The sequence below is a fragment of the Clostridium sp. YIM B02569 genome, from assembly GCF_022320765.1.
Lineage (GTDB): Bacteria > Bacillota > Clostridia > Clostridiales > Clostridiaceae > Clostridium > Clostridium beijerinckii.
Genome location: NZ_JAKJJX010000044.1, coordinates 19,481 through 33,323, shown reverse-complemented (window position 1 = coordinate 33,323; position 13,843 = coordinate 19,481). Strand labels below are relative to the sequence as shown.

At 28.9% G+C, this 13,843-nt stretch carries 14 protein-coding genes and 1 pseudogene; 3 read left to right on the top strand and 12 right to left on the bottom strand.

The features are described from left to right. Positions 1 to 173: 173 nt before the first annotated feature. From L3B96_RS26175 to L3B96_RS26160, 4 genes are all read right to left on the bottom strand, one after another. Positions 174 to 449, bottom strand: coding sequence for a hypothetical protein (locus L3B96_RS26175; RefSeq protein WP_236896480.1), 276 nt, complete (start codon positions 447 to 449; stop codon positions 174 to 176). Positions 450 to 832: 383 nt separating this feature from the next. After that, positions 833 to 3,595 carry a PAS domain-containing sensor histidine kinase gene (locus L3B96_RS26170; protein WP_238948979.1) on the bottom strand — a complete coding sequence of 921 codons (2,763 nt, stop codon included), beginning with the start codon at positions 3,593 to 3,595 and terminating at the stop codon, positions 833 to 835. A 395-nt stretch (positions 3,596 to 3,990) separates the two neighbouring features. Then, complete coding sequence (locus L3B96_RS26165; RefSeq protein WP_238901105.1) at positions 3,991 to 4,803, bottom strand: alpha/beta hydrolase; 813 nt, start codon at positions 4,801 to 4,803, stop codon at positions 3,991 to 3,993. A gap of 67 nt (positions 4,804 to 4,870) precedes the next feature. Continuing rightward, positions 4,871 to 5,260, bottom strand: coding sequence for a hypothetical protein (locus L3B96_RS26160; protein WP_238901104.1), 390 nt, complete (start codon positions 5,258 to 5,260; stop codon positions 4,871 to 4,873). A 347-nt stretch (positions 5,261 to 5,607) separates the two neighbouring features. Here L3B96_RS26160 and L3B96_RS26155 point away from each other — a divergent pair, with 347 nt between their 5' ends. Both L3B96_RS26155 and L3B96_RS26150 read left to right on the top strand, forming a co-directional pair. Next, on the top strand, positions 5,608 to 5,928 hold the full coding sequence (locus L3B96_RS26155; protein ID WP_077844344.1) for a hypothetical protein: 321 nt from the start codon (positions 5,608 to 5,610) through the stop codon (positions 5,926 to 5,928). A gap of 393 nt (positions 5,929 to 6,321) precedes the next feature. Continuing rightward, the gene (locus tag L3B96_RS26150; protein WP_012060093.1) at positions 6,322 to 7,368 is read left to right on the top strand and encodes a galactose ABC transporter substrate-binding protein; all 1,047 of its coding nucleotides are present in this window, start codon (positions 6,322 to 6,324) and stop codon (positions 7,366 to 7,368) included. A 514-nt stretch (positions 7,369 to 7,882) separates the two neighbouring features. On the opposite strand, the pseudogene L3B96_RS26145 reads toward L3B96_RS26150, so the two are convergent. The 6 genes and pseudogenes from L3B96_RS26145 to L3B96_RS26120 form a co-directional block, all read right to left on the bottom strand. Beyond that, a pseudogene (locus L3B96_RS26145) lies at positions 7,883 to 8,575 on the bottom strand (cell wall-binding protein); the annotation flags it as partial. A 389-nt stretch (positions 8,576 to 8,964) separates the two neighbouring features. Beyond that, positions 8,965 to 9,393, bottom strand: coding sequence for an N-acetyltransferase (locus tag L3B96_RS26140; protein WP_238948978.1), 429 nt, complete (start codon positions 9,391 to 9,393; stop codon positions 8,965 to 8,967). A 133-nt stretch (positions 9,394 to 9,526) separates the two neighbouring features. After that, entirely contained in the window at positions 9,527 to 9,817 is a 291-nt protein-coding gene (locus L3B96_RS26135; RefSeq protein WP_077838215.1) for a hypothetical protein, read from the bottom strand. A gap of 214 nt (positions 9,818 to 10,031) precedes the next feature. Further along, on the bottom strand, positions 10,032 to 10,226 hold the full coding sequence (locus tag L3B96_RS26130; RefSeq protein ID WP_238948977.1) for a hypothetical protein: 195 nt from the start codon (positions 10,224 to 10,226) through the stop codon (positions 10,032 to 10,034). 72 nt (positions 10,227 to 10,298) lie between these two features. Beyond that, positions 10,299 to 11,345 carry a galactose ABC transporter substrate-binding protein gene (locus L3B96_RS26125; protein WP_238901102.1) on the bottom strand — a complete coding sequence of 349 codons (1,047 nt, stop codon included), beginning with the start codon at positions 11,343 to 11,345 and terminating at the stop codon, positions 10,299 to 10,301. Positions 11,346 to 11,508: 163 nt separating this feature from the next. Next, positions 11,509 to 11,958: a GNAT family N-acetyltransferase gene (locus tag L3B96_RS26120; protein WP_238948976.1), complete on the bottom strand. Its 450-nt coding sequence runs from the start codon at positions 11,956 to 11,958 to the stop codon at positions 11,509 to 11,511. Between the two features lie 89 nt (positions 11,959 to 12,047). Between L3B96_RS26120 and L3B96_RS26115 the strand changes: the two genes are divergently transcribed. Further along, positions 12,048 to 12,524, top strand: coding sequence for a hypothetical protein (locus L3B96_RS26115; RefSeq protein ID WP_012060099.1), 477 nt, complete (start codon positions 12,048 to 12,050; stop codon positions 12,522 to 12,524). Positions 12,525 to 12,553: 29 nt separating this feature from the next. Here the strand turns inward: L3B96_RS26115 and L3B96_RS26110 are convergent, their stop codons facing one another. Further along, on the bottom strand, positions 12,554 to 13,108 hold the full coding sequence (locus L3B96_RS26110) for a GNAT family N-acetyltransferase (protein WP_238948975.1): 555 nt from the start codon (positions 13,106 to 13,108) through the stop codon (positions 12,554 to 12,556). A gap of 112 nt (positions 13,109 to 13,220) precedes the next feature. Then, positions 13,221 to 13,664: a GNAT family N-acetyltransferase gene (locus L3B96_RS26105; protein ID WP_238948974.1), complete on the bottom strand. Its 444-nt coding sequence runs from the start codon at positions 13,662 to 13,664 to the stop codon at positions 13,221 to 13,223. Positions 13,665 to 13,843 lie beyond the last annotated feature (179 nt).

Below are 13,843 nucleotides of genomic sequence, written 5' to 3'. Positions count from 1 at the left end.
TTTATTCTACCTCCAACCTTATAAAATAAACATATTACTTTTTGAAGTTTACACGAAAGTCTTGACAGACTCCCTTATCCAAACCATCATAATCTAAAGCCATACTTAGGCTTTAGATTTTCATCTTAATTTTCCATTTAACTTTAATATTTATATTAATTGAAGTATGCCTTCTATTCTAACTCCCAACCATTTTTAATACATTCTTGGAGCCCTTTTAATATTTCTATTGCTCTATGGACCAAATTTAATTTAGCAAATTGTTCAGCCATTGGTATATCTTCCAAGTTACTTTCTTTTTGATATTGTTCCTTTTCCCACATTATGTTACGTCCATACGTCCTTGTATGAACATTATTTATAACCTGCCATATTTGTCCTTCATCTCTGTTGTTATTATTGCAAAATTCCTGTACTTTTTCTTCTAATAGCTCTCCACTAAACATCATAATTGTATTATCTCCTTTGATTTAACATAATCTATTAATTTTAATTCTTTCCAAAATGTCCATCTTTAAAACAGTCTATGTTAAATCATCTATAATCCCCTGCAATCTGAAATTATTGTAAAATATAATTAGAATATCTATCTCATTCTTTCACATAATAATAGTGCAATCTGATAGCTGCCACTAACTACACCCCGACCATTTCCTCAAAATGGTAGTTGTCACTTGTTTCATTGGAATAGGGGCTTAATTATGCGTTATTAGCTCCTATTCCTTATTATTTTTTCGATAAAAAATATAATAAGTCACCTCCAAATAATTTTATACTTACTATATTACTGTATTATTTACACCATAAAACACTCATATCTAAATACCTTTAGTTATAAATATATATCTGAAAATTCTATATTGGTAGTCTGAACAAGTCTATTATCAGTCATTAAATCAATCATCGGTTTTTCATTTTTTTCTTCTATTACTTTCTCATTAGGAAGTAATATTTTAAAAGTTGTACCTTTGCCTAAATTACTTTTTACACTTACACTCCCCCCTAGTGCTTCAACAAATCTCTTTACCAATGATAAACCTATACCTGTTCCTTCTGCCTGCCTTGATAAAGAACTCTCTACCTGCCCAAATCTTTCAAATATTACATCTATCTTATTTTTTGGTATACCTATACCATTGTCTTTTACTTCAATACATATATTAGTTTTTGCTGAATGTAAATTTACAACAATAGATTTTCCTGCTGGTGTAAACTTTATCGCATTGGAAAGAAGATTTAAAATAATTCTTTCATATTTTTCATCATCAATCCCTATTATCTTTTTTGTAAGTTTTGATACGAATGTTAATCTTACTCCCTTTTTTGATGCAAATTCATATACCGATTCAGTTATAGCTTTTGTTAGAAAAACTATATCTATATTTTTTTTATTTATCGTGATCCGGCCTGCATTAGCACGAGTAATATCAAGAATATTATTAACCAATCTTAATTGCCTATTAGTATTTTGCTTAATAGTTCCCATATATGCTTTTATCTTTTCTGTCATTTGATTTGAGTAAACTAAATTTAAAGTTTGTATAGCTGTATTAATTACATTAAGTGGTGTTCGAAACTCATGAGAAATAAATGATAAGAACTCATCTTTCATTTCCATTGCCTGCTCAAGTCCTTCGTTTTTTTCACGCTCTACAGCTAGCAACTTTTCTTGTACTTTTTGTAAATCTTGTTGGCTTTTGATCATATCTGTTATATCAAGAAAACTTACAACTCCATATAAAAAATCACCACTATTATCATAAATCGGCGTTCCACTAATGATATTGTAATATTCCATATCGTCTTTTTTAAACTTCACAATATTATTTCTTACTATTTCTCCAGATTTCACACGATATATTGGAGTTTCCTCTATTGGCATTTTGTTTCCTTCTAAATCATAAAGCTCTGTAATTTTATAACCTTCACCTAACTCTTTAAACTCTCCAGAAAAACGTTTCCTAGCCACTTTATTTTTAATTATATACTTACCATCTTTGTCAAATACATAAATCGACTCCTGCATATTATCTAATATAGCTTCAAAAAGTTCTTTCTGTTCTTTAATATGCTTCTCATAATTAACTTGTTCTGTCACATCACGATTAATAATGATTCCTAAACTAACTTTCCCATATTCATCAAAAACAGGAGTTGCATTAAAATCAAAATATGAAGCATCGTCTCCGTGCTTTATGACTATTCTCTGATTCTTAACTTTTTCACCTCTTATGACCTTCATAGAAGGAAAATCTTCAAGTGAAATGCATTTGCCTTTTTCATCATAGTATATTTCTCCACTTTCAAATGAATCACCAACTTTATCTACTGGATTATCAAGCGAAGTAAACTTTTTAGTATATTCTTCTACTCTTTTATTTGTTCTTCTATACTTACCACAGTTATCCACAACAGTTAAGCCATCTGCCATATTATCTATTATTATTTCTAATTCTTCTTTTTGCTGTTTTATAATTTGGTTTTGAATTTGTAATTCTTTTTCCATTTTCTTATTCTCTGTAATATCACGATTAGTTTCAAGGACAATTTGCTTTCCATTTTCATCTACTATTAACTGCAATCTAGTTTCAACTAAAAGCTTACTCCCGTCCTTCTTAATTTGCTCTATTTCAGCATGCCAAATTCCATCACTTAAAAGTGTTGATTTTATGCTACTAAAGCTAATAGGAAATGTAGTTTTTAGCAGTTCATAACTAATACTTCCTATAGCTTCTTCGCTGTTATAACCATACTTTTCCTCTGCTCCCTTGTTCCAATATATAATAGACCCATTAATCTCCCAAGCTAAGATAGCATCATAAGAAAGATTTAATAGGTTTGCCTGCATCATCAGCTGTTCATTTTGTTTTTTAATAACCTTTGTTTGCTCTTCCATTCTTTTTCTGTCTAAAACTTTTTCTGTTATATCTGTTGTAATTTCAATACAATATTTTAGAATTCCATCCTCAAACACCGGAGCGAGACTAGCCTCCCAGTACGTCACTCCTCTTTCAAATTCAAATATATATTCATCACTGTAAAACGGTTTCTTTGTTGAAAGCACTCCTTTCCATACTTCTTCTGATGAGCTTCCAGTCCATCCTTTTATTATTTCATTTAACTTTTTGCCTATTGAATTTTCTATACTATTAAATGGTTTATCGAGAAAGTTTAGATAAGTTTGATTTGCTTTCAATAGAGTTATATCTGGAGTACTAAAAATAGCAATTCCAAATTTATTATGAGCGCATAGAGCGTCTACTGCTGCGAATTTAACATCTAGACGTGAATTTGGTTTTTCTGAGAAAATATACACATTTCCAATTGCACCTTCTGCCACATCTATATTTATAAACCTAGCATCTAATGATTTAGTAAACATAAAGTAATCTTTCTCACCATCAATATCTTCTAAATCTGCATTAGGCCCGATTTTCAATATATTGAATAATTCTTTAATATTTTTATTTAATAGTTCTTCCTCTGAATATTCAGTCATTTCAATAAATAACTTACTAATTTCAGTAGCGATCCCATTGTCTACCACTATATATGATTGTTCCCCAATGAAATCGAAGGAGTTATATAATTCCATAATAAAGCCCTCCAATTTTCAGCTTTTTTCATTTGTGCTTTTGCACCTATTTATCATTTTACTATAATATTCCATGTAATACTACCGGTCTCCTATGTTAATAGGTAACTTATCGAGCAATTCTGCATATTTACTCAAAATAAACGTGCCTTTTTCTTCATCATTAAATACTTTCTACATATTGTGTAACATTTTATAATTGCATATAAGGAATTTCGTTTTAATTAACGTATTACATTTAAATATTAAGCCTTAGCTTTAATATTATATTCATATAGACTCTAATATTTCCAGTAAATAAAAATACCGCAAATCCAAATTAATGAATCATGCGGTATTAAAGTAACTATTCATACAGAATATTTTTATAAAAATATTTTCTTAACTTTAAAATCTTATTCTTCAACAAACTTCATTAGCTCTTTATTAAATTCTTCACGTTGATCATAGAACGCTGCATGTCCACTGTATTTGAATGGAATAAGCTTAGAATTCTTAATCATCTTTTCTTGTATCTGTCCTAATTCGAATGGAACAATTTTGTCATGGATTCCATGAATAATTAAAGTTGGAACATCTATCTCTTCTAAGTCAGAAAAGAAAACTTCATTTATCCAAGCCTTTGCAATTGCTGCTGTTGACCATCCTGCTGCCTGTAATCCTAATTGAAAGAACCATTGTGAAAAAGCTTCTGTTATATGTTGATAAAAAAACATATCTCCAAATCCTTGAAGCATTTTAGGTCTATCAGTATATGTTCCTTCAATTAGCTGCAGAACTGTTTCTTTATCTAAGCCATAAGGGAAATCTGGACGTTTAATAAGACTTGGCGCTACTGCCCCAAAAAGAGCAAGTTTTGATACTCCATAACCTTTATGACGCGCCATATATCTAACAGCTATTCCGCCTCCATTTGAATGTCCTGCTAATGTTATATCCTTCAACTTTAATGTATCAATTACACATTTGACATCGTCTGACAAGGTATCAAAATTGTAGCCCCTATATGGCTTATCTGACTCTCCGAATCCTCTTGTATCTATCCCAATGCATCTATATCCCATCTTTGGCAAAACATCAAATTGATATTCAAACAGTTTATGACTTCCTGGCCAACCGTGTATAAATAAAATTGTTTTATCGGCACCCTCATTAAGGTCTTCTACATAGATCTTTACATCTGGTTCTACTTTGACATAGTAACCCATTATAATAACCTCCAAAAAACTATCTATAATCTATATCATATCGATTAGAATAGGAATTTGTGAATAATCAATTTTGATTTTCTATTTTCACACCATTCCAATAATCAACACCATTAAGCCCTCCATATTGATTACGTCCACATCCCCATGTGCCATTAAATCCTATCTTTCCATTCTTTTTATAGAAATAAAATTTAAACGCGCCAAATACACAAGCGCTTTCAGGGTATGCATAAGGATAAGATACTGTTGACCATATCCCTGTTAGAGTTAATATACTTGCATTATAATATCCATAAATATACGGATATCGACCAACAACTCCATTTGGAGCTAGCTCAGTTAAATTTACAATTCCATCTATTGCTCCATTATTTATAGATGTTTTAAATGAATACCTACCTAATATCTCTGTAAATTCTATTTTATCAGCTGAAGCTTCGTGAGAATATTGCATTCTACTCTTCCTTTAGTATTATTTATTCTAGTTAATAGTATATGAACTCATATTTAAATATGTTTATACATTTATTCCCTACAACATTATAATATCTAAAATTTATTAATATAATTTCTTTCATGTATGTTTCAAATCCCTAACTGCTTCATACATATCTCTTTAGCTATAATCCAAAACTAACAAGTTCGCTAGCTTTATCCAATAAATTAAATTGAACTACCTTTAATCTAATTATAAAATCCATTAATTCTTGATTAATTCCTTTGAATAATTTCACTTAATATTCACATAATAATTAATACATTATTTAAATAATCTAAATTTATGAAAGGTTGATAGTTTCAATGAAACGATATGTTATATTAATTTTTATATTTCTATTAATTTCATCTACTACCATATCGCAACTTGCCTATGGCCAAGTTGGTAAAACGCTTAGTCAAGGAATATACAGCGCAAGAGATGCAAACCTAAAAATAGGTTCACCTATAGCTGCTAAAATCGACTCACCAAACAGCAGAGTTATTATAATAGTTATTGATAGCGATCAGCAGTTGCAGGAATTAATACGTCTTGGTCCTCAATCGCCTCAACATACTATAAAACCTCTTGACTATGGTTCATCTATAATAATTTTTGGTACTAGTCCAGTAACATTTACTTAAAAATACTTATTCATTATATTTTTTATTGTGCTGATAATTATAAATAATGATTTTTAATTAACTATTAATTTCTTTATTTACTTTTTATATATTTATGTTAAATTCTATCCATTACTATATTTTAAATTTAAAAATGTTATGAGAACATCACGCTGCACGCAAATAAACAGTGTGGTATTTTTATAACATTTTTATCTAATTCTTCCTGCTTTATACTGCATTACTCTCTGCCATCTTCTAAACGCTTTTTCATGCTATTACTACTTTCCTATAAATTGACTTTCAATTAATCGCTTAATGTATCGGGCTTATAATTCCAACGAATAAATTTTATAATCAGAGATAATCTATTATTATGATTTCCTAATCTAAGTAATTACATGGAGGATTACAATGAATATATTAAAAAAGCTCATTTTATTAATTCTCGCTATTTTTTTATTAAATATTATTGAAATTAACACATATGCTAGCCCAAATACTACTACTAATAATCCAGTTAAAATAGCAGTATTTTTACTGGATACTGATGAACTATTTCTTTCCCATTTTTCAGAAAGTCTTAAAAACATCCAGAAAGAAAATGGAAATAAAGTTCAATTTACTGTATTTGATTCAGAAAGAAATCAAGGAACTGAAAATGATAATATTGCTAAGGCACTTGATCAAGATTTTGATCTTTTTGTAATAGAACCAGTTACTTTCAAACTAGAAGAATTAAAAAATACTTTTGACATGATACACCAAAAGAACATTCCATTTATACTATTAACATCACCAAGCAGAGAAGTATCAAATTTTGCTAAAGAATACCCTAGAACTATTATTATAGGTGGAGATGATGAGCAATCTGGCATTCTGCAAGGCAAACTTCTTATTAATGAGTGGAATACAAATAAAACATATTTAGACCATAATAAAGACAACATAGTGCAGTACGTAATTCTAAAAGGACCTGTAAGCGATCCTGCTACTGATGCTAGAAGTAAATACCCAATCCAAACACTTAATGAAGCAGGAATTAAAACTCAAGCAATTTCATCTAATTCTTGTAATTGGGATAAGAAATGTGCGAGAGATACTATAGAATCAATTATCTTAACACAGAATGGTAAAACTGAAGCGATAATTGCAAATAGTGACGACATGGCCGTAGGTGCTGTTGAAGCCCTCCAAAAGTATGGGTATAACAAAGGAAATAAATTCAAATATATTCCCGTTGTTGGAGTTGGCGGCTTACCAGAGGCTACTGAATTGATTAAACAGGGGTCTATGACAGGAACTGTTATACAAGATCCTTCAGATTATGCAAACGCAGTTTATTCCATAGGAATGAATATTGTTTCAGGGCAAAATCCGCTTAACGGAACAAATCATAAATTCGATGAGACAGGTAATACAGTTAGGATTCCTTACAAGGAATATTCTAAACAATCATAGTTTTTTTAATCATAAATAACTTTCCTTAATTAGCTATCCTTAATTATATGGAAATTATTATTCTATTTAATGATTATATATAACTATTTTTGTCTATAATTATATTAGACATGAATTACTATTCTCCTAACATTAAATATAAGATAAGGCAGCTTTTTAAATTACTGCCTTATCTTATATTTATATAATTGATCTTTTAAAAACCATTTGTAGTAACATTTTTACTACTCCATAATATATTAATCATTGTAAATGACATTTTCTTCACTTCTCACTGAAATTTATGTTATAAATTAATGACATATTCTTTAGTTCTTTAATACAAAAACAAAGGCAGCAGCCAAATTTTTGATATCATTTTTACGGTAGATAACTAATGTAAAAATATAAATAATTTTATCTACTAAAATGTACTTCTGGATTTATGTCTGCTGCCCATTATTTTTATTTCGGTCATCATTTAATATTAGTATCTATCAAAAGTACAAAACTCAAATAATTGAATCAACTAATCTCATTGATTTTTATAAGTATCATTCCATTCACTTGTCGTAACATAAGAAGAATCAATTGATTTTAGATATTTATCAATTTTATCTGTATCTAATTCACCTTTTATTACGTTATAATAATTATTATTGATAATTATAGGATTTACAAATGTTATATCCATTACATCCTTATCATTTATATAAAAATGTGCAGAATGTATATATCCATCTGATGCTTCAACATTTGTTGCTTTTTTAATGGTATACCCATCTAAATATCCCATGAATTCTTTAACTTTCTCTTTATCACCTATTGTTATTGATTTACCGCCTCTTCCATCATAAAATACTATTTTTGTAACATCATCAAACTTTATACCAGTTACACCACTTATCTTTTGAGATTCAGAGTCAACATTTGTTGAAGTATTAATTGTACCATTATTTGTGGATAAAGTGGCAGCTGTATTTCCGGTAGTGCCATCATTCTTTTGAATCCAGACTCCATTTGAATCTACTGAATAACTTCCAATTGTAGTACTTTTAGCCATAGCACCACTACTATATAGATAATACCATTTTCCTTGATATTGTACCCAACCTGTTTTCATATAACCATTGCCATCAAAATAATACCATTCTCCATTAATGCTTCTCCAACCTGTAGCATATTCATTTCCTTCTGTATACCACCATCCAACATTATCTTGTTTCCAAGCTGCAAATGCTTTAATTGGAGCTACCGCTAAAACGCTTGTAGATATTAAACCAATTGCAACTAATCTTTTTAGATATTGTTTTTTCATTTTATCAACCTCTATTTCTTATACTTACTAATTATCAGCAACTAATTCCAGTATAATAAATCTTAGTACTAGTATATTATTAATTTTAATTGCTTCAAAGTGCTTTAATTATAGCCGAAAAAAATTAATTTAATCTTAATCCTAAATTACAATTATCATAAATTAAATTTTTATTAGCCTAAAAAAGTACTACAAACTCACTTCAAAATATGGTACTTAAAACTTTTATTTTATCTTCCTTAAAGTTGGAAGTTAATATTTTTTATTAATGCATGTGCATACTAATAAAACCTTATGAACTATTTTCCTCCAAATGCCATTGTATACTCCACTGCTTTTGTATCTTCATTTATGTGTTCATCTATAACCTTGAAATTATTCTTCATATAAAAATTTACTGCAGTTATGTTCTTTGTAAATACATGCAATGTAAGATTATCATATTTAGATTTGCAATATTCTATAAGCTTCTTACCAACACCTTCTCTTTGATATTCTTTTTTTACAAAAAGCCCAGCTATATAGTTTTGTTCTACAATTCCTATAAATCCTTTTATAATATTATTTTCTTCAAATATATAAATATCTGCTGACGGAAGCATTTGCTTAACTAATTCAAAATTATCCCTCCAATATTCTTTAGGTATAAAATCATGCGCCTCTATATTTGTATCAAGCCATATTTCCATTACCTTATCCAAGTTATCCAATTTAAAATCTTTAATCATTTTTTTCTCCTTATTTCCTACCAAAATAAAACCACTTTCATTATACTTTGTGAATGCCTTACTTAATGGACAGTTCCTCTGTCTATAAATTATTAATTAAGTTTTATTAATAGGCTTCATATTTGTTGTAAATTTAAGCTTTTTTCTTTTTCTTACGTATTCTTATGCTACTTTGCTCATTATTCATCCCTGTCTTTTCTATTAATTTAGTGCCAAATGCGGCAACCTCTTGAATATCTATTACAGTTATACAACCTGTTTTTAACTCTTTTAATTCAAAACTTCCTCTCATTCCCTGTTGCTTTGCATTCCTTATAAGTTCTCTTAATTTTAATATATTCTCTTCTGTTGGTTCTTCATCAGTTAAAGGAGTAAAATACCCGATATATCCACTTTTGAATACTATTTTTATTTCTAACATCATCCTAAACCTCTTAAAATCAAAATTACTATCTTTAATATATATTCATTAACGAGGTCTATACATGTTATTATTTCAATATTTTTATAATGAGGATACTTAAATACTTGATAAAATCATTAGCTTGTATCATTAATCTGCAACAGCCAAACATGTAATTTTTTTCATCAAATATTACTAGATTTTATTTTTAAATTTATATACTTCTCATAATTAATTATATCTTACCTTTAATAAATTTTCTAATTAGAGCATCTCCACTTAAAATTAGTGGTACCGCTATACAAAGATACTCCCACAATTTCAAATCTAAATTATCTTTTAAAACCATTGCAATTAACAAACTAACGGCCCACCAAATACACTGTATTGCTTTTAGTTTTCCATTAGAAAAACTAGGTCTCTTAAACATAATAAACTCCTTTCCTATTTACTAAAAACCAACTTCTCATTTTTTTAATCTGAAGTTCCTATCTAAATCACTTTAAGCCGCATATTCATGATATGGCAAACGGATAGCAACTTTTGTATCATCAAACTTATATTTAGTACCATAAAGCGGATCTCTACCTTCAAATACATTCATACCTATTGCATAACTCGCTTCTGCCATTTCATATGGATCTTGCATAACAGAACCCGCCATAAAACCTTTTTTAATTAATTCTTGTGCCTCAGCTGTAGCATCAATTCCAACAACAACTATTGTCTTATTTTTATCTCCTAAATTATATCCATTGTTTTGCAATGCCTCAACAGCTCCTATAGCCATCTCATCATTATTTGCAATTATTGCCTCAATATTCTTGCCATATTGTAAAAGTAGTGAACTAATATTTGTTTTAGCCAGATCTCTTTGCCAATCGGCAGCTTTTAATGCAAGCTGCTCAGTTTTTATTCCTGCCTTATTTATTGTTCCAATAGAAGACTCACTTCTTTCCCGTGCCTCTATACTTCCATGTTCACCCTCTAGCATAACATATTGCAAAATTCCATTATTATTCTTATCTATAAACTCTCTATTCTTGTTCCATATATCAACAATAATTTTTCCTTGCATCTCTCCAGCTTCTTTAGCATTTGTTCCTACATAATAAGCTTTTCCATAATACCTAAGTGCATCAACAGATACTGGTTCTCTATTAAAAAAAATTATAGGGATATTTTTAGACTTAAATCTGTTGATAACATCCTGTGTGGCCCTTGTATCAACTAAATTTACCATTAGAATATCTGCATTATCACTGACCAAATTGCTTAGTACTTCATCTTGTGTTGATTGGTTACCCTTTCCATCATAAAATCTAAATACTACTTTTCCTTCATTTTGCTTTTGAATTTCTTCTAAGTTTTCCATAACTAAAGAGACATATTTATCCTTAAAATTATACAGAACTACATCTATCATTACAGCTCTCTGACTTAACCCATTTGTTCCCGCAATAACTCTAGCATCACATACTGATACCTCCATTGCAGCCACGATAAATATAATTTCTAGGATCGCTAATATTCTCTTTGATATATTCATATTAAATCCTCTCTTTCACTTTTGTTCAACATTATTGTTATCATCGGTGAAAGAAAATATTTATTTTGGCTTTTATTAATATTAAATTTTATACAAATCTCTATAAAATAAACCAGTTAGCTTATATTAAGTATAATAAACTGATTTTCATATTATTATATTATTAGATAACCTTCTTTTCAAAGCAGATTGCTTTAGAATTTCCATTGTATTTTCCATAATTCTGTATCTGATGGTACCCTCTTTTCTTATAGAAATTTACTGCTTGCTCATTTATTAATCTAGTTTCTAGCCAAATAACAGAGTATCCCATTTTCTTTGCCTGAATCTCTAAATATGATAGTATTTCACTTCCAACGCCCATTGTCTTAATCTTCGCAAACATCCGCTTAACTTCCGTTATATCTTTATTAATATACCGTATTCCCCCACATCCTACGGCCTCTCCATTATCATCATATGCAACCACAAACAAGGACCGCGGGGCACATACATCCTCTGGATTAAAGGAATTCCTTCCGCTATCTCCAGTTATAAATTCCAGTTCTTTAGACAATTCATCCATTAAACGTATGGAATCATGATCACTTGGATTCTTTTCAATAATCTTCATTGTTAATATCTCCATTTCTCCAAATTTAAATTTTGATTTTCTATTTTATCTAAATATATGATAAAATCATTGTGAAAGGTGGCTAAATAATGACTGAATTTATAATGTCGAACTTAAATATTTTTATTCCTTTATTACTTATATTTTTAACGATTGATACTTTTCTACTAGCTTATAGAGCTTTTTTAATAATTAATACTAACTTAAAACTGTCTTGCAACAACTCAAAAAGTTACTATAATAAAAACAATAAAATAGCAATTATAAATCTAACTATAGAAAATAACTCATCTAATCCAATAGATGTTATAAAAGTAAAATTAACTTCTGGATTTAAATCACATTTAGCAACTTTTCCAACAACACAATCTGCTAAAAATAATCTTAAGGCTCTCGATTCAAACGTACTATTAGAAAACATTCTGAATAATACAAATATACCTGAACATACTTCCGTAACTGGTTATGCTATTTTTGAAAATGTTGAAGCAATAAGTGACTCAAAAAACTATAATATAATAATTAAAACCTCTAATAAAGTTTTAAGAAAGAAAATAAAACTATAATTCTTTATTTATACGACCTCATTACATTTTTAATAATTGTTGCTATTTATTCTTCCCATTATAACTGTATTATAATATTTCCCATCTTTGTGGATACGATCATTTATTAATAAACCTTCTTGCACGAAGCCATAGCTTTTATATAATTCAATTGCCTTAATATTTGTCTCCACCGCAGACAATGATACTTTTTTAATATCCGAGCCGTCTGCATATCTTAAAATATTTTCTATAATTACTCTCCCAATTCCATATCCCCAATATTTCTTTAATATGCATATTCCAAACTCTGCTTTATGTCTGAATCTAATTAATTTATTTCCTTCTAGGCGTGAAAATCCCACAATTTTTCCACCTACCTCAGCAACTAAAAATAGATTTATCTTAGAAGTATTATCCTCACAAATAATTCCTTCAAAATCTTCTGGAGTTAAGAACGCTTCCCCTGATTCTCTATCAAGATTTTCTGTTTCTCCATCAATATGAACTCTTAATTTAGACAACTCATTTGCATCCTCTTTTCTAGGGCATCTAAGTATCCATCTTAAGTTTTTACCATCTATTATTTTATCTTCTATTATCATTATGTGCCTCCTAGTATATTCCTCATAATCCATAATTCTAGCAATAAATTTAATAAAGATAGCCAATTATTAAAAAATTGTAGTTTCGCCTTAGGTTCTTCTATTTCATTTTCTATAAGTCTATTTTTAAATAAATCATATCAACGAGCTGTATTCCATTTTCAAAGATTGGATGGTCATAGTTATCTGTAAAAAAATTTTTAATTCTGTGTGATACACTAAATCCACAGTTCTCATAGAATGGAATTGTTAGATTACTATCGCCTGTCCCAACAATCATAGTTGTACACTTTCCTTTATAATAATCTAAAATGTATCTTATAAGCTTTTTACCATATCCCTTTCCTTGATATTTCTCATATGTAGCCATATTCTTTAATTCATATATATTACTATCTTTTTTCACTACTACGCAAATGCTTTTTAAATCATCATCATATAAAGCAAACATTTCTCCATTCTCTAGATATCTATCAATCATATTTTCTTGTTCATCTGCTAACATCAATAAATCAAGAAACTTCTTTTTGTCATTTATGATCTTTTTAACCTTCATTACTCTTCTCCTTTCTTTAAATAAAACGCCTATTTATTTCCAAATTTAACTTTAATGTCAACAACTTTTAACTATCAGCTTTGCAAACAATCTTAATTGCATAAATTACCAATTAATGATTTGAATAATTAAATCGTAACTTCATATACTATCTATTGAAAAGATGATAATCTGAATTT

Coding starts and splice junctions, on each gene's coding strand:
- L3B96_RS26150 (WP_012060093.1), top strand. CDS start 6,322: ATGAATATATTAAAAAAGCTCATTTTATTAATTCTCGCTATTTTTTTA.
- L3B96_RS26110 (WP_238948975.1), bottom strand. CDS start 13,108: ATGATAATAGAAGATAAAATAATAGATGGTAAAAACTTAAGATGGATA.
- L3B96_RS26105 (WP_238948974.1), bottom strand. CDS start 13,664: ATGAAGGTTAAAAAGATCATAAATGACAAAAAGAAGTTTCTTGATTTA.
- L3B96_RS26115 (WP_012060099.1), top strand. CDS start 12,048: ATGACTGAATTTATAATGTCGAACTTAAATATTTTTATTCCTTTATTA.
- L3B96_RS26160 (WP_238901104.1), bottom strand. CDS start 5,260: ATGCAATATTCTCACGAAGCTTCAGCTGATAAAATAGAATTTACAGAG.
- L3B96_RS26130 (WP_238948977.1), bottom strand. CDS start 10,226: ATGTTTAAGAGACCTAGTTTTTCTAATGGAAAACTAAAAGCAATACAG.
- L3B96_RS26155 (WP_077844344.1), top strand. CDS start 5,608: ATGAAACGATATGTTATATTAATTTTTATATTTCTATTAATTTCATCT.
- L3B96_RS26165 (WP_238901105.1), bottom strand. CDS start 4,803: ATGGGTTACTATGTCAAAGTAGAACCAGATGTAAAGATCTATGTAGAA.
- L3B96_RS26175 (WP_236896480.1), bottom strand. CDS start 449: ATGATGTTTAGTGGAGAGCTATTAGAAGAAAAAGTACAGGAATTTTGC.
- L3B96_RS26140 (WP_238948978.1), bottom strand. CDS start 9,393: ATGATTAAAGATTTTAAATTGGATAACTTGGATAAGGTAATGGAAATA.
- L3B96_RS26170 (WP_238948979.1), bottom strand. CDS start 3,595: ATGGAATTATATAACTCCTTCGATTTCATTGGGGAACAATCATATATA.
- L3B96_RS26135 (WP_077838215.1), bottom strand. CDS start 9,817: ATGATGTTAGAAATAAAAATAGTATTCAAAAGTGGATATATCGGGTAT.
- L3B96_RS26125 (WP_238901102.1), bottom strand. CDS start 11,345: ATGAATATATCAAAGAGAATATTAGCGATCCTAGAAATTATATTTATC.
- L3B96_RS26120 (WP_238948976.1), bottom strand. CDS start 11,958: ATGAAGATTATTGAAAAGAATCCAAGTGATCATGATTCCATACGTTTA.